The sequence below is a fragment of the Tepidimonas ignava genome, assembly GCF_004342625.1.
GTDB lineage: Bacteria > Pseudomonadota > Gammaproteobacteria > Burkholderiales > Burkholderiaceae_C > Tepidimonas > Tepidimonas ignava.
Genome location: NZ_SMAH01000011.1, coordinates 33,865 through 49,335 on the forward strand (window position 1 = coordinate 33,865; position 15,471 = coordinate 49,335).

General features: G+C 69.3%; 13 protein-coding genes and 1 tRNA gene. 10 read left to right on the forward strand and 4 right to left on the reverse strand.

Going from position 1 to position 15,471, the window contains the following annotated elements:
* Nucleotides 1-4 precede the first annotated feature (4 nt).
* A tRNA-Ser gene (locus EDC36_RS09220) sits at nt 5-92 on the reverse strand.
* 205 nt (nt 93-297) lie between these two features.
* On the opposite strand from EDC36_RS09220, the gene EDC36_RS09225 reads away from it, so the two are divergent.
* Nucleotides 298-1,038 carry an N-acyl amino acid synthase FeeM domain-containing protein gene (locus EDC36_RS09225; RefSeq protein WP_132962970.1) on the forward strand — a complete coding sequence of 247 codons (741 nt, stop codon included), beginning with the start codon at nt 298-300 and terminating at the stop codon, nt 1,036-1,038.
* Here the strand turns inward: EDC36_RS09225 and EDC36_RS09230 are convergent.
* Nucleotides 990-3,992, reverse strand: a complete 3,003-nt coding sequence (locus EDC36_RS09230) for an EAL domain-containing protein (protein ID WP_165902845.1) — start codon at nt 3,990-3,992, stop codon at nt 990-992. The genes EDC36_RS09225 and EDC36_RS09230 overlap by 49 nt on opposite strands.
* Before the next feature lie 130 nt (nt 3,993-4,122).
* On the opposite strand from EDC36_RS09230, the gene dinG reads away from it, so the two are divergent.
* From dinG to EDC36_RS09275, 9 genes are all read left to right on the forward strand, one after another.
* On the forward strand, nt 4,123-6,297 hold the full coding sequence (dinG, locus tag EDC36_RS09235) for an ATP-dependent DNA helicase DinG (protein WP_132962972.1): 2,175 nt from the start codon (nt 4,123-4,125) through the stop codon (nt 6,295-6,297).
* Between the two features lie 2 nt (nt 6,298-6,299).
* Entirely contained in the window at nt 6,300-7,391 is a 1,092-nt protein-coding gene (locus EDC36_RS09240) for a PA0069 family radical SAM protein (protein ID WP_132962973.1), read from the forward strand.
* A gap of 63 nt (nt 7,392-7,454) precedes the next feature.
* Nucleotides 7,455-8,999 (forward strand): ABC transporter ATP-binding protein, encoded by a 1,545-nt coding sequence (locus tag EDC36_RS09245; RefSeq protein WP_132962974.1) that lies wholly within the window; start codon nt 7,455-7,457, stop codon nt 8,997-8,999.
* Nucleotides 8,986-10,041 (forward strand): ABC transporter permease, encoded by a 1,056-nt coding sequence (locus tag EDC36_RS09250; RefSeq protein WP_132962975.1) that lies wholly within the window; start codon nt 8,986-8,988, stop codon nt 10,039-10,041. The genes EDC36_RS09245 and EDC36_RS09250 overlap by 14 nt, the downstream gene beginning before the upstream one ends.
* A gap of 6 nt (nt 10,042-10,047) precedes the next feature.
* A complete protein-coding gene (locus tag EDC36_RS09255) occupies nt 10,048-10,968 on the forward strand; it encodes an ABC transporter permease (protein ID WP_132962976.1) in 921 nt (306 codons plus the stop codon).
* A 71-nt stretch (nt 10,969-11,039) separates the two neighbouring features.
* A complete protein-coding gene (locus EDC36_RS09260; RefSeq protein WP_132962977.1) occupies nt 11,040-12,194 on the forward strand; it encodes a BMP family ABC transporter substrate-binding protein in 1,155 nt (384 codons plus the stop codon).
* Between the two features lie 118 nt (nt 12,195-12,312).
* Nucleotides 12,313-12,879 carry a dCTP deaminase gene (dcd, locus tag EDC36_RS09265; protein ID WP_132962978.1) on the forward strand — a complete coding sequence of 189 codons (567 nt, stop codon included), beginning with the start codon at nt 12,313-12,315 and terminating at the stop codon, nt 12,877-12,879.
* A 124-nt stretch (nt 12,880-13,003) separates the two neighbouring features.
* On the forward strand, nt 13,004-13,312 hold the full coding sequence (locus tag EDC36_RS09270) for a DUF4160 domain-containing protein (RefSeq protein ID WP_207895070.1): 309 nt from the start codon (nt 13,004-13,006) through the stop codon (nt 13,310-13,312).
* Nucleotides 13,284-13,583, forward strand: coding sequence for a DUF2442 domain-containing protein (locus EDC36_RS09275; protein ID WP_132962979.1), 300 nt, complete (start codon nt 13,284-13,286; stop codon nt 13,581-13,583). The genes EDC36_RS09270 and EDC36_RS09275 overlap by 29 nt, the downstream gene beginning before the upstream one ends.
* 166 nt (nt 13,584-13,749) lie before the next feature.
* On the opposite strand, the gene EDC36_RS09280 is transcribed toward EDC36_RS09275, so the two are convergent.
* Both EDC36_RS09280 and EDC36_RS09285 read right to left on the reverse strand, forming a co-directional pair.
* Nucleotides 13,750-14,643, reverse strand: coding sequence for a DMT family transporter (locus tag EDC36_RS09280; RefSeq protein WP_132962980.1), 894 nt, complete (start codon nt 14,641-14,643; stop codon nt 13,750-13,752).
* 12 nt (nt 14,644-14,655) lie between these two features.
* Nucleotides 14,656-15,468, reverse strand: a complete 813-nt coding sequence (locus EDC36_RS09285; RefSeq protein ID WP_132962981.1) for a thymidylate synthase — start codon at nt 15,466-15,468, stop codon at nt 14,656-14,658.
* Between the last annotated feature and the right edge of the window lie 3 nt (nt 15,469-15,471).

Below are 15,471 nucleotides of genomic sequence, written 5' to 3' on the forward strand. Positions count from 1 at the left end.
ACGGTGGCGGAAGCGGTGGGATTCGAACCCACGAACCCTTGCGGGTTGCCGGTTTTCAAGACCGGTGCCTTCAACCACTCGGCCACACTTCCGCTGGCGTGGTCGCCATTGTAGCGGTGCGGCCGCCGGGTGGCGCACGGTCAGGGGCGCCGCTGACCGGGCCGCGCGCGCCGGTTGGGCGGGGCCTGACGCCGGTGTCGGAAAAAGCCTGACAGCGCAAACAGCGCACTGCCGACTCCAGCGCCGTGCGGGCTTGCCTACAGTGAAACCGTCGCTGTTCCACTGGAGGAGCCCACCATGCAAGCGCAGACGTCCCACGAACACGCCATCGTGCCGCGCGCCGGTTGGTACGCCGTGCCGGCGCCCGCGTGGCATGCCGAGCACGATATCGCGATGCGCCGCGAGCGGTTGCCTTTCCGGATCCGCGTGGCGCGCAGCCAGGCCGATTTACGCCGCGTGGCGCAACTGCGCTACGACGCTTACGCGCGCCACTTGCCGGCCTCGCTGACGCAAGGGCTGCTGCAGGTCGATCCGTTGGACCTGGCGCCGGGCGTGGCGGTGCTGATGGCCGAATCCCGCGCCGATGGCGAATTGCTGGGCACGCTGCGCATCCAAACCAACGAGCACCGGCCGCTGGCGTTGCAGCAGTCGTTCGGGCTGCCCGCTTGGATGGCCGACGCACGCTGCGCCGAGGTGACGCGGCTGGCGGTGACGCAGCGCGCCGACAGCCGGTTGGTCAAGACCGTGATGCTGAAGGCCGCCTACTACTGGTGCGAGCGCGCAGGCGTGCGCTACGTGCTGGTGACGGCGCGCTCGCCGCTGGACCGGCAGTACGCGCGCCTGATGTTCCGGGATGTCGATCCGGCCAAGGGGTTCGTGCCGCTGGAGCACGTGTTTGGGCTGCCGCACCGCGTGATGTACTGCGACATCGCCACGGCGCGCTTCGAAGGCGCCGGTCACCCGCTGTACGACTTCTGGTTCAACACCGATCACCCGGACATCGAGCTCGATGCTGGCGACGGCGGCACGGTCGGCTGACCCAGCACCCAGTCGACTTCGGCCAGCTCGTCGTCGACCGGGCGGGTGTCGAGGTAGACGCGGATGCGCTCATCCGTGATGAAGTCGGCGCCGCTGCGCGCGCTCAGGATGCGCTGCGGGGGCACGGGGCGCGACAACGCCCAGCCTTGCACGTAGTCCACGCCGATCTCGGCCAGCGTCTCGACGGTGTCGTAGTCCTCGGCCCACTCGGCGATGGTTTTCATGCCGAGGTTCTGCGCCAGGCTCACGATCGCCTCGACGATGGCCACGTTGGCCGGGTGACGCGTCATGTTGACGATGAAGCTGCCGTCGATCTTGAGGATGTCGGCCGGCAGATCCTTGAGGTACGAAAACGACGTGTAGCCGGCGCCAAAGTCGTCCAGCGCCACGCGCGCGCCATAGCTGCGCACACGGTCGATGAAGCGCCGCGTGTTGCCGATGTCGTGCAGCGCCACGCTTTCGGTGATTTCCAGGCACAGGCGCGGCGCCACCTGCGCGTGCTGCTGCAGCAGCGTGTAGACGTCGTGGATGAAGCGCTCGTCGTTGAGCGAGGCGCCGCTGAAGTTGACGCACACAAACTGGCTGGCGGGCAGCTCGTCGCGGTGTTCGTCCAGCCAGCGCAGGGTGCTGGACAGCACCCAGCGGTCGATGGTGCTCATGCGGCCGGCGTGTTCGGCGGCGCGGATGATGCGCTCGGTCGGCACGCGGCTGCCATGTTCGTCCGCCATGCGCAGCAGCACTTCGAAGTTGAGCGATTGGTGCGGGTGGCGCAGCGACACCACCGGCTGCATTTCCAGGAACAGCCCTTCGATCTCGTGGCCATCGGCCAGGCGCTGCACGAGCTGCATCTCCGCTTCGTGTTCCTGGAACACGCGCGCGCCGTGCTCATAGACCACGAGCCCGGCTGCAGGGTTGCGCTTGGCCTCGCGGCAGGCCCGGTCGGCCGTGGCCAGCACGTCCTTGACGGTGCTGCCGGGGGTGACTTCGATCAGGCCGATGGAGCCGCGCACCTGGAACGCGCGGTCGCCAACGCTGTACGGCTCGCTGCCCAGCCGCAGCAGGATGTCGCGGCACACCGTTTCGGCGCGGTGCAGCGCCGTGTCGAGCATGACGATCAAAAACTCATCGCCGCCGACGCGGCCCAGGTACATGTGCGACGCCAGCGGCGCTTGCACCCGCTCGCACACCTGTTGCAGCACGGCGTCCCCGGCCGGGTGACCGTACAGGTCGTTGATGAGCTTGAAGCGGTCCAGGTCCAGGTAAGCCACCGCCAGTGGCTTGCCGCGGCGCAGCCGCTGCAGGCCGCGGCTCAGGCAGGCTTCGACGCCGCGCCGGTTGAGCACCTTGGTCAGCGGGTCGTGGTCGGCCAGGAACTGCAGATGCTCGTGCGCCCGCACGCGGTCGGTGATGTCTTGCAGCGTGCCCTCGATGGTGTCGCCCGCACGTGCGGCGCGCACCAAAAAGCGCTGACCGCCACCGTCGGCCCCGGCCAGCCCGGTTTCGAACTCGACCGTCTGTCCGGGCTCGGCGCCGCCGCTGAGCTTGGTCCAATCCGCCGCCGGAAAAATCGCGTCCCAGCGCTGCCCTTCCAGCTCCAGCGGGCGTTGCAGCAGCGTGTGCATGGCGGGGTTGGCGCTCAAAAAGCGCCCCTGCGCGTCCAGCGTGAACAGGCCAATCGGAATGAAGTCGAACGTGTGCTGCAGTTCCGCCTGCAGGGCCAGGCGCTGCTCGTGCTCGAGCCGAAATTGCTCGGCAATGGCCAGCGAGGCCAGCAGGCTGGACGCCAGCGCCGCGGTGACGCTGTTGAACGACGCCAGCAACCCCTTGAGCCCCGCCGCAGCCGCGATCACCTCGTACACGCTGGCGGCCAACGCGATGCCCATCGCCGCGGCGTACCACATGGCCACCCGGGAGCGTGTGCGCACCAGCATCATCAGCAGCGCGTAGCCCAGCACCAACACCCCCAACCCGGTGGCGCTCCAGATGATGGGCAGGAACCAACGGTACGGCAACACCAGCGCTGCCAGCAGCACCGGCACGCAGGCCACCAGCACCCAGCGCACCGGACGCAGCAGGCCCACGCGCACCAGGTCGGCCTCGAACAGGTAGCGAAACAGCACGACGGTGGCCGTGGAATACAGCGCCAACGTGAGGCGCCGCAGCGGCACCAGCCAATCGGTCGGCACCAGGTAGCCAAGCCACTGGTAGTCCCAGCCGGCCGACAACGCCGCCATGCGCTGGTTGATGACCAGCCACGCGGCAAAAATCAGGTAGTTGCGTTCGCGGTTGATGAGGCCGGCCACCAACGTGAACACGGCCAGCATCAACAGCCCGCCATCGAGCCAGCCGGCGTTGCGGTGAAAGCGCCGTTCGGCCTGCTCGACGGCGGCGGCGGGCAGCGCATGCACGGTCAACCGTCCCGGGCCGGTGAAGCGCGTTTGGCAGACGACGGCCTCGGGCCAGGCGGGCAGCTCCAGCACGAACCCCGCGCGCGAAGGCCGCAGCGCGCCCGACGCCACCGGGCCGCGCATGCGGTCGACGGCCCCCAACGGCTGCAGCGTGGCGGCGTCCCAGCATTGCATCGAGGTGGCGTGGCGGGAGGGAAAGTCCAGCACATGACCGGGGCGGTCGCGCAGCTCGGGCGGTGTGTCGATCAACACCCACAGCGGCTGCTCCGACAGCCGGGTGTCGCGTGCCGGCGCCGGCGGCAGGCCGCGCAGAGCGGGCAGCACACTGGCGGCGTCGCGTGCCTCATCGGCGAACATCGTGCGCAGCGGCAGCGCCGGCGCGCTTTTGCCATCGTCCAGGTCCTGCGGCCAGCGCCACACCGCCAGCAGCGTCAGCGCGGCCAGCATCAGCGGCACCGCATACGCCGTCAACGCTTGCAGCGCGCGTTCGAGCCGCTCCACCGGGGACGGTGCGGCGGCTGGGGTCGCGGCAGGGGCTGGGCTCATGAGGGCGAGTGGCTCCGAAGGTTCGCAGGCTCCCTGAAGCAATGCATTCATCGACTTACGCGATGATGTAAACAGCGATTATGAAGCTGAAGTGACATCGGCGGTGCAACGGTGTGTCAAACTGCGGTTCATGCGCAACACCGAGGATCTGGCCCACGAGGCGTTGGCGGCGTTCGACCGGCTGATCGCCGAGACGTCCACCCTGCGCCCGCGCGCCGGGCAGCGGGCGATGGCCGAGCGCGTGGCCACCACACTGGCGCAAGGGACATTGGGCAAGCTGGCCCCGGGCCAAACGCCCGAGCGCCGCATCGCCGTGATCGAGGCTGGCACCGGTGTGGGCAAATCGCTGGCGTACCTGACGCCGGCCATCGCGCTGGCGCTGCAGCGCGGCACGCGGGTCGTCGTGTCCACAGCCACCGTGGCGCTGCAAGAACAGCTCGTGCACCACGACCTGCCGACGCTGGCCGCGCGCCTGCCATGGGACGTGCGCTGGGCGTTGGCCAAAGGCCGTGGGCGGTATGTCTGCCGGCTCAAGCTCGAGCAGTGGCTGAGCGACCCTGCGGCCGCCGACGAGGGGCACGACGACGAGCTGCCGCTGCAACCCACCGACGCGGCGTCGCAGCAGGCGCGGCGTGCGTGGCTGCACGCGCGCGCCGCCGAGCTGGCGCACGGGCAGTGGGACGGCGAGCTCGACAGCCTGGCGCAACCGCCCGAGCCACGCTGGTGGGCCGCGGTGGCGGCGGACGCGGCGTCGTGCAGCGCGCGCCACTGCCCGCAGTACGGGGCGTGCGTGTACTTCGAGCGGCGCAAAGCCCTTGTCGGCGCCCACGTCATCGTCGTCAACCACGACCTGCTGCTGGCCACGCTGGGCACGCGCCAGTTGCCCGAACTGGACCAATGCCTGCTGGTGCTGGACGAGGCGCACCACCTGCCGACCACCGCGCTGGAGCAGTTTGGCTGCCGCACCGGTCTGACGCGGCTGGCCTGGGTGGACCGGTTGGCCAGCCGGGCGCTGCGCGTGGCGCAGGAGGTTGAATGCGACGCCGTTGCCGACGTGCCCCAGGCCGCTGCGCAGTTGCGCGCGGCGTTGCAGGACGTGGCGCGGCTGTGCGTGCAGGCGTGGGGCGAGCGGTTGCGCGGGGCGGACGAACCGCTGCGGGTGCGCTTGCCCCATGGCCGTTTGCCTGAAGGGTGGGATGGCCCCCTGGCCCAGGCGGATGCGGCGGCCGGCACGCTGCTGGCGGCGGTGCGGGCGCTGGGGCAGACGCTGCGCGACGCCATGCGCCAGCAGCCCGACGAGGCGCACCGTCTGGCCGCGCTGTACACCCAGTTGGGCACCCTGGCGCCGCGGTTGGAGGCGGCCAGCGACACCGTGCGCTGGCTGCTGCACGAGCCTGCGGCGGGGCAGGCGCCGCTGGCCAAATGGTTCACGCTGTACCCGCCCCATGGCGGCGACGGCACCGTGCGCGTGCTGGCGCACGCCAGCCCCATGTTGCCGGGCGCGCTGCTGCGGACGCGGTTGTGGGGGCAGGTGCGCGCCGCGGTGCTGACCTCCGCCACGCTCACCAGCGGCGGGCGGTTCGACTTTTACCTCAACGAGGTTGGCCTGGCGGACGAGCCCGACGTCGCCGCCCAGACCGTGGACAGCCCGTTTGACCACGCCCGCCAGGGCGAACTGGTGCTGGCGGGGGTGGCGGCCGATCCGCGCGACTTGGCGGCGTACCAGGAGGCGGTGCAACACGCGCTGCTGCGGGACTTGCCCGCGGTGCGGCGCGGCGCGCTGGTGCTGTTCACGTCGCGCGCGCACCTGCAGCGGGTGGCGGCGGCGCTGCCCCCGACGCTGCGCGCGCGCACGCTGGTGCAGGGCGAGCGGCCGCGCCCGCAGCTGTTGCGGCAGCACCGCGAGCGCGTCGCGGCGGGCGAGGCTTCCATCATCCTGGGCTTGCAGTCGTTTGGCGAGGGGCTGGATTTGCCCGGCGACCTGTGCGCCGAGCTGTTCATCACCAAGCTGCCTTTTGCGCCGCCTGACGATCCGGTGGGCGAGGCGCGCGCCGAATGGTTGCGCGCCAGCGGCCGCGACCCGTTCATCGAACTTGTGGTGCCAGCCACCGCGCTGCGGCTCAAGCAGTGGGTGGGGCGGGCCATCCGCACCGAGGCCGACCACGCCCGCATCGTGTGCTACGACCCGCGGCTGAGCGCCACCGGGTACGGTCGGGTCATTTTGAACAGCTTGCCGCCGTTTCGTCGCTGCCACACGGTGGCGGGCCAGCCGCAGCCCAGCGTGGCGGTCAGCCCCGAGGTGTGACGATGGCGGCGGCCGCCCATCCCCCGCCCAAAGGCCGTGGCAGCGGCCAGCGGCTGGCCCACCGCTACGCCCACGAGGTGCGCGAGCCGTTCGACGACGGCTGGCCCAGCGACGACGACGCGGCCCCGCGGCCACCTCCACGCACCGAGCTGCGCTGGGAAGACGCGCGCAGCGCCCTGAGCTACAACGACTCGCCCGACATCGGCTTTGACCGCTCGCTCAACCCTTACCGCGGCTGCGAGCATGGGTGTGCGTACTGCTACGCGCGCCCCACGCACGCGTACCTGGACCTGTCGCCGGGGCTGGACTTCGAGACCATCATCGTGGCCAAGCGAGGCTTGGCCGAACGGTTGCGCGCCGAACTGGCGCACCCGCGCTACACGCCGGCGCCGGTGGCCATGGGCAGCGTCACCGACCCGTACCAGCCGGTCGAGCGCGAGCTGGGCCTGACTCGGGCGTTGTTGCAGGTGTTGCACGAGACGCAGCACCCCTGGGTGCTGGTCACCAAGGGCAGCGGGGTGGAGCGTGACCTGGACCTGATCGCGCCGATGGCCGCGCAGGGCTTGTGCGCGGTGTACGTGACGGTGACGACGCTGGACGCGGCGCTGGCGCGGCGGCTGGAGCCGCGCGCGGCGGCCCCCTGGCGAAGGCTGCGCACCATCCGTGCCCTGGCCGACGCCGGCGTGCCGGTGGGGGTGAGCGTGGCGCCGCAGATCCCGTTTCTCAACGACGACCTGGAGCAGGTGCTGAGCGCGGCCGCCGAGGCCGGCGCGACGCGTGCCTTTTACACCGTGCTGCGCCTGCCGTGGGAGGTGCGCACCGTGTTTGCCGACTGGTTGCAGGCGCACTACCCGCAGCGCGCCGCGCGGGTGCTGGCGCGGGTGCGCGAGCTGCACGGTGGGCGCGACTACGACGCCGCGTTTGGCGCCCGCATGGCGGGGCGTGGCGTGTGGGCCGACCTGCTGCGCCAGCGCTTCGCGCAAGCCTGCCGCCGGTTGGGGCTGCAGCGCGAGCACACGCCGCTGGACGTGACCCGCTTTCGGCCGCCGGCGCCCGCCCCCGGGCTGCCGCAGCAGCGTTCGCTGTTCGACTGATACCCGTTACCATTGCGCACCTCGCGCCGCGGCGCGCTGCCCACCCCCGAACGATTTGCGACGATGGACGCCATCCCTCGACTCGAGCTGCACGGCATCACCAAGCGCTACCCAGGCGTGCTGGCCAACGACCACGTGTCGCTCACCGTGGCGCCAGGCAGCATCCACGCGGTGCTGGGTGAAAACGGCGCGGGCAAGTCCACGCTGATGAAGATCATCTACGGCGTCGTGCAGCCGGACGAAGGCACGATGCGCTTCGACGGCAACGAGGTGCACCTGAAAAGCCCGCAGCAGGCGCGCGAGCTGGGCATCGGCATGGTGTTTCAGCACTTCAGCCTGTTCGAGACGCTGACGGTGGCGCAAAACGTCTGGCTCGGGTTGCGGGCCGACACCTCGCTGCGCGAGGTCAGCGCGGCCATCGAAGCCAAGGCGCGCGAGTTCGGGCTGGAGGTGGACCCGGCGCGGCCGGTGCACACGCTGTCGGTGGGCGAGCGCCAGCGGGTCGAGATCGTGCGCGCGTTGCTCGCGCAGCCGCGGCTGCTGATTTTGGACGAGCCCACCTCGGTGCTGACGCCACAGGCCGTGCAGCGGCTGTTTGGCGTGTTGCGCCAGCTCGCGGCGCAGGGCTGCAGCATTTTGTACATCAGCCACAAACTGCACGAAATCCGCGCGTTGTGCGACACCTGCACCGTGATGCGCGCCGGGCGGGTCACCGGCACGGTGGACCCGCGCGTGGTGGACAACGCCGAGCTGTCGCGCTTGATGATCGGCAGCGAGCCGCCGCCGCTGCCGCCGCACCGCCGCCCTGCGGGCGAGGTGGTGCTGGCGTTGCGCGGGCTGTCGCTCAAGAGCCCGCACGAGTTCGGCACCGACCTGCACGGCGTCGACCTGACGCTGCGCGCGGGTGAGATCGTCGGGGTGGCCGGCGTGTCCGGCAACGGGCAGCGCGAGCTGCTGGCGGCCCTGTCGGGCGAGGATACGTCGGCGCCGCCGGGCACCGTGTGGCTGGACGGGCGCGACATTGGGCGCGCGCACCCGGGGCAGCGGCGCCGGCTGGGGCTGCACTTTGTGCCGGAAGAGCGCCTGGGACGCGGCGCCGTGCCGACGCTGGGGCTGGCGCACAACCTGCTGCTGACGCGCTCCGAAGCGGTGGGGCGGGGCGGCTGGCTGCGCCTGGGCGCGCTGCGGGCGCAAGCCATCGGCATCATCGAGCGCTACGGCGTCAAGACGGCCGGACCGGACGCGGCGGCGCAGTCGCTCTCCGGCGGCAACCTGCAAAAGTTCATCGTTGGACGCGAAATCGACGCGCAGCCGCGCGTGCTGGTGGTGTCGCAGCCCACCTGGGGGGTGGACGTCGGGGCGGCGGCGCAGATCCGCGCCGCGCTGGTGGCGCTGCGGGAGGCGGGCTGCGCGGTGCTGGTCGTCAGCGAGGAGCTGGACGAGCTCTTCGAGCTGTGCGACCGCCTGGTCGTGCTGTGCAAGGGGCATCTGTCGCCCAGCGTGCCGGTGGCCGAGGCGACGGTGGAGCTGATCGGGGAGTGGATGTCGGGCCTGTGGCCCGGCTCGCCGCTGGCGCACGCCGAGGAGGTGCACCATGCTGCGGCTTGAGCGGCGTCCCCAACCGTCGGCGTGGTGGCGCTGGGCGTCACCGCTGCTGGCGCTGGCGCTGACGGTGGCCATCGGCGTGGTGCTGTTTGCGGTGTTGGGCAAGGATCCGTTGGCGGGGCTGCGGGTGTTTTTCGTCGAGCCGCTGCGCGACCTGCGCGCGCTCAGCGAACTGCTGCTCAAGGCCACGCCGCTGATGCTGATCGCGCTGGGGTTGGCGATTGGCTTTCGCTCCAACGTGTGGAACATCGGCGCCGAGGGGCAGTTCGTCATCGGTGCGGTGTGCGCCAGCGGCGTGGCGCTGGCGCTGCAGGGGGCGGCCTGGCCCACCTGGCCGCTGGTGCTGCTGGCTGGCGCGCTGGGCGGGCTGGCGTGGGCCAGCGTCACCGCGGTGCTGCGCGACCGCTACAACGCCAACGAAATCCTGGTCAGCCTGATGCTGGTGTACGTGGCGGTGCAGTTGCTCAACTACCTGGTCTATGGCCCGTGGAAAGATCCGCTGGGGTTCAACTTTCCGCAAACGCAGCGCTTCGACGCGACGGCGTTGGTGCCACGTCTGCTGCCGGGACTGCGCGTCAACGTGGGGTTGGTGCTGGCGTTGCTGGCCACGGTGGCGGTGTGGCTGTTTTTGTTTCGCACACGCGCCGGGTTTGCGCAGCAGGTGGGCGGGCTGGCCCCGCTGGCGGCGCGTTACGCCGGTTTTTCGGCGCGCGCGGCGCTGTGGCTGGCCATGGGGGTGACCGGGGCGCTGGCGGGGCTGGCTGGCGCGCTCGAAGTGGCCGGCCCCGTGGGCCAGCTCACGCCCCACGTGCCGGTGGGCTACGGCTTTGCCGCCATCATCGTGGCGTTTGTCGGCCGCCTGCACCCGGCCGGCATCACCGGCGCGGCGGTGCTGATGAGCATGTTTTACCTGGGCGGCGAGTTGGCGCAGTCGCGCCTGGGGCTGCCCAAGTCGATCACCGGGGTGTTTCAGGGGCTGTTGTTGCTGACGCTGCTGGCGTGCGACACCTTGATCACCTACCGACTTCGCTGGTCGAAAGGTTGATGCGCGATGGAAGCTTTGGCACTGCTGATCGCCGCCACGCTCAACGCCGGCACGGTGCTGGCGTTGGCGGCGCTGGGGCTGCTGATCAACGAAAAGGTCGGCGTGGTCAACCTGGGCGCCGAGGGGCTGATGCTGTGCGGCGCACTGGCGGGCTTTGCCACCGTGGTGCACCTGGGCGTGCACCCGTTGGGCTTCGTGGCCGGCATGGCGGTTGGGGCGGCGTTGTCGCTGCTGCTGGGGTGGCTGGTCATCTACCTCAACACCAACCAGTACGCCACCGGCTTGGCGCTGAGCCTGCTCGGGGCGGGGCTTTCGGCCTTTGCCGGCCAGCCCTACACCCAGTACAAGCTGCCGGAGCTGGTGCAGCCGCAGGTGCCGTGGCTGGCCGATCTGCCGCTGCTGGGGCCGGCGCTGTTTCGGCACCACGCGCTGGTGTACGGCGCGGTGGCGTTGGCGCTGGCGCTGATGTGGCTGTTCGACCGCACGCGCACCGGTTTGGTGCTGCGCGCCGTCGGTGAAAGCCCCGAGTCGGCGCATGCGCTGGGCTACCCGGTGCGCCGCATCCGGCTGGCGGCGGTGGCCGTGGGCGGGGCGCTGTGCGGGTTGGCGGGCGCGTACGTCTCCACGGTGTACACGCCCTTGTGGGTCGAAGGCATGATCGCTGGCAAGGGCTGGATCGCGCTGGCGTTGACCACCTTCGCCACCTGGCGACCGGCACGGGTTTTGCTTGGCGCGTACCTGTTCGGTGGGGTGACGATGCTGCAATTCCACCTGCAAGGCATGGGGGTGCAAATCCCGAGCCCATTTTTGACCATGCTGCCGTACCTGGCCACGGTGGCGGTGCTGGTGCTGATCTCGCGCAACCCGAGCTGGATCCGCATGCACATGCCGCACGCGCTGGGCAAACCCTTCCACCCCGGGGGCTGAACCGGGGGTTGGAGGACAATAGCGGCTTTTCGCACGAAACCACGACGCCGTCCCCGGCAGGAGTTTGAACGATGATCGACACGAGCAAGCGCGTTTGGCTCAGGAACACGGCCGCTGCGGCCGCCTTGGGTCTGGTGGGGGCCACCGCACTGGTGGGCTGTGGCAAAAAGGAAGAGCCCGCGCCGCAGGCGGCGGCACCGGCCGAGGCACCCAAGCCCGAGCCCCTGAAGGCGGCTTGGGTGTACGTGGGGCCGGTGGGTGACGCCGGCTGGTCGTTTGCGCACGACCTCGGCCGCAAGGCGGTCGAGGCGCACTTTGGTGACAAGGTGCAGACCTCCTTCGTCGAAAGCGTGCCGGAAGGGGCGGACGCCGAGCGCGTCATCCGTGATCTGGCGGCGCAGGGCAACAAGATCATCTTTGCCACCTCGTTCGGCTACATGGAGCCGATGCTCAAGGTCGCGCAGGAGTTTCCGGACGTCAAGTTCGAGCACGCCACCGGCTACAAGACCGCGCCCAACATGCGCATCTACGACGCCAGCTTCTACCAGGACGCGTACATGGCCGGCATCATCGCCGCGCACATGACCAAGACCGGCACGCTGGGCTTCGTCGGCTCGTTCCCCATCCCCGAGGTGCTGCGCAACATCAACGCCTACGCGCTGGGGGCCCAAAGCGTCAAGCCCAACATCAAGCTCAAGGTCGTGTGGGTCAACACCTGGTTCGACCCGCCCAAGGAGACCGAAGCCGCGCAAAGCCTGATCAACCAAGGGGCGGATGTGCTGCTGCAAAACACCGACTCCACCGCGGTGCTGCAAACCGCCGAGAAAAACGGCAAATACGCCTTTGGCTGGGACAGCGACATGAGCAGCTTCGGGCCGAAGGCGCACCTGGCTTCAGCCGTCGTCAACTGGGGCCCGTACTACATCCAGGCGGTGCAAGAGGTGCTGGATGGCACATGGCAGACCAAGCGCACCGTGTGGGGCGTCAAGGAAGGCCTCAACGACCTGATCAAGATCGCCGACGTCGTGCCCGAGGAGGCCAAAAAGAAGGTCGAGGAGGTCAAGGCGGGCTTGAAGAGCGGCGAGTTCGAAGTCTTCACCGGCCCGATCGTCGACAACACCGGCAAGGAAGTGCTGGCCAAGGGTGTCAAGGCCGATCAAGACTGGAAGGACAAGGTCAACTTCTTCGTCAAGGGTGTCGAGGGCAAGGTGCCGTCGGCGCAATAAGGCGGGCACCACGGCGGCGCGGGGTTGAGGCTCCGCACGCGTGCCGGGCCCGGCCGCGCCGGCGTGGCCCCGCGGGCGCTGCGTACAATCGCGCCATTGGACGCAGCGCCTTGACACCATGACCATCAAAAGCGACAAGTGGATCCGCCGCATGGCGGAGCAGCACGGCATGATCGAGCCGTTCGAGCCGAGCCAGATCCGCGAGGTCGACGGCCGCAAGGTCATCAGCTACGGCACCAGCAGCTACGGCTACGACATCCGCTGCGCACCCGAATTCAAGGTGTTCACCAACATCCACAGCACCGTGGTGGACCCGAAGAACTTCGACGAGAAGAGCTTCGTCGATTTTCACGGCGACCACTGCATCATCCCGCCCAACAGCTTCGCGCTGGCGCGCACGGTGGAGTATTTCCGCATCCCGCGCAACGTGCTGACGATTTGTTTGGGCAAGAGCACCTACGCGCGCTGCGGCATCATCGTCAACGTCACGCCGTTCGAGCCGGAGTGGGAAGGCTACGTGACGCTGGAGTTTTCCAACACCACGCCGCTGCCGGCCAAGATCTACGCCGGCGAAGGCTGCGCGCAGGTGCTGTTTTTCGAAAGTGACGAAGTCTGCGAGACCAGCTACCGCGACCGTGGCGGCAAGTACCAGGGGCAGCGCGGGGTGACGTTGCCGCGCGCCTGAGGGCTTTGCGCACCGTGCGGCCGGCGCGTGCCTGGGTGTCAAGCGCACATCTTTGCCGATCTGGAGGCCGCGTGTGCCCACCGTACACGCTTGGCCGCATGCATCAGACGACAACGATCTTGACGTGCTCCGCCTCGTCTCGGGCTCGCAGGGGGTCGGGGCCCTCGTCCGCCACATAGCCGACAACAACCTCATGGCGCCAACCGTTGTCCGTGAAGGCCCTTTCCGGCTCTTCTTCTTTTCCCGCGAAGAGCCGAGAATGCACGTCCACGTCGCGCATCCCGACGGCGAGGCCAAGTTCTGGCTCGAGCCTTCGGTTGCCCTCGCGTGTCATGTGGGGCTGACGCCGAAAGAGCTGTCCGCCGCAGAGGAAATCATCCTCCGCCACCTGCAGGAGATCAAAAATGCCTGGTACCAACACTTTGGCTGCTGAGGTCACCCACATTTCCAAGCACGGGTTCTGGCTACTCGTGGGCGACGAGGAGCTGTTGATCCCGTTTTCCGAGTTTCCCTGGTTCCGGCAGGCGACCGTGGACCAGCTTTGCCATGTTGAACGGCCTACGGCCGAACACCTTTATTGGCCGCAGCTCGACATCGATCTGTCTGTCGAGTCGATCCGGCATCCCGAGCGCTTCCCGCTGGTGTCGGCCGTCTCGGCCAACGCTGCGCTCCAGCAGGACGCGCCGCAAGTGGTACGCCCCTGAGCGACGACGTTAGCCGTCGAGTTTCAGTAGGTTGTTCCCACCGAGTGGGAAGCTGAGGTTGGTGGCCGAGCGCCGAGTGGGGCCTGCAGGTGCGGGTGTCGGCCAAGACAGCGGGCAGCCACGCGGTAGGGGCGGCAGCGTCGGGACGCGTGGCGTGCCCGGGGTGTCAGCGCCGCAGCACGGCGCGCCACGCCGCCGGTGGCACCAGCACGGTGGCGATGGCGGCCATCACGCACACCACCGCCACGCCGTCGGTCCAGCGCGGCCATTCGCCGGCGATGACGGTGGCGCTGGCGGTGCCGATCAGCGGCACCATCATCACGCTCATCGCGCTGGTGGCCGGTGGCAGGTGGCGCGCCAGCGAAAACCAAATGATCTGCGCAAAGCCGTAGTTGAACAGCACGCCGTAGGCCAGCAAGCCCCACATGCGCGGGCTGAAGCGCCAGCTTGGCCACGGCTCAAACACCAGCGCCAGCAGCCACAGCGCGGCGGCGGTCAGCAACATCATCCAGACGGTCAGCGCCTCCACCGGCAGCGTCAGGTGGGCGCGGCGCATCATCAGCGTGCCGATGGCCCAACTGAGCGCCGCCCCCAGCATCACCGCCACGCCCACGGGGCGGCCCGCCATCGCGGTGAATTCGTCGGCCAGCAGCAGCGCCACCGCCAACAGCACGGCCAGCGCCGCCACGCTGGAGCGGCGCGTCAGCGGCTGGCCAAAAAACAGCGCGCCCAGCAGCACCGTCCACACCGGCATCGTGAAGCCCAGGATCGCCGCGCGCCCCGACGCCAACGCCGCCACGCCAAAAATGGCCAGCGTGTGCCAGCCCAGCATGTTGGGCAGGGCCAGCTTGACGATGCTGCGCCACTCGTGCCCCTGCGGGGTCAGCCGCACCCCGCGCAGGCGGTAAAACGCCCACAGCCACAGCGCACCGCCGGTCATCGTCAGCGCACGAAAATACAGCGGCGTGAGCTCCTGCAGCGACAGCTTCATCACCGGCCAGTTGACGCCCCACATCAAGGTCAGGGCCACCAGCCCCACAGCCTGGGTGCGCGACAGCATGGCGGCCTGCGGTCACACCGCCACCGGCGCCTTGATGGCGGGGTGGTGCTGGTAGTCGATGAACTCGAAGTCGTCGAACGTGTAGTCGAACAGCGTGGGCGGTCGCCGGCGGAGACGCAGCTCCGGGTAGGGGTAGGGCTGGCGCGACAACTGCAGCTGCACCTGCTCGACGTGGTTGTGGTAGATGTGGCAATCGCCGCCGGTCCAAATGAAATCGCCCACATCCAAATCGCACTGTTGCGCGACCATGTGCGTCAGCAGCGCGTAGCTGGCGATGTTGAAGGGCACCCCCAAAAAGACGTCGGCGCTGCGTTGGTACAACTGGCACGACAGGCGCCCGTCGGCCACGTAAAACTGAAACAGCGCGTGGCACGGCGCCAGCGCCATCTTGGGCAGGTCGGCCACGTTCCAGGCGCTGACGATGATGCGGCGCGAGTCGGGGTTGGTGCGCAGGGTGCGCAGCACCTCGCTGATCTGGTCGATATGGCCACCATCGGGCGTGGGCCACGAGCGCCACTGCACGCCGTAGATCGGCCCCAGCTCACCGTCCGGGCCGGCCCATTCGTCCCAGATGGTCACGCCGTGCTGCTGCAGCCAGCGCACGTTGCTGTCGCCGCGCAAAAACCACAGCAGCTCGTACACGATGGACTTGATGTGCAGCTTTTTGGTCGTGACCAGCGGAAAGCCTTCGCGCAGGTCGAAGCGCATCTGGTAGCCGAAGACGCTGCGCGTGCCCACGCCGGTACGGTCGGTTTTGGGGGTGCCATGCTCGAACACATGGCGCATGAAGTCCTCGTACTGACGGCGAACCGGACGTGTGCTCATGGG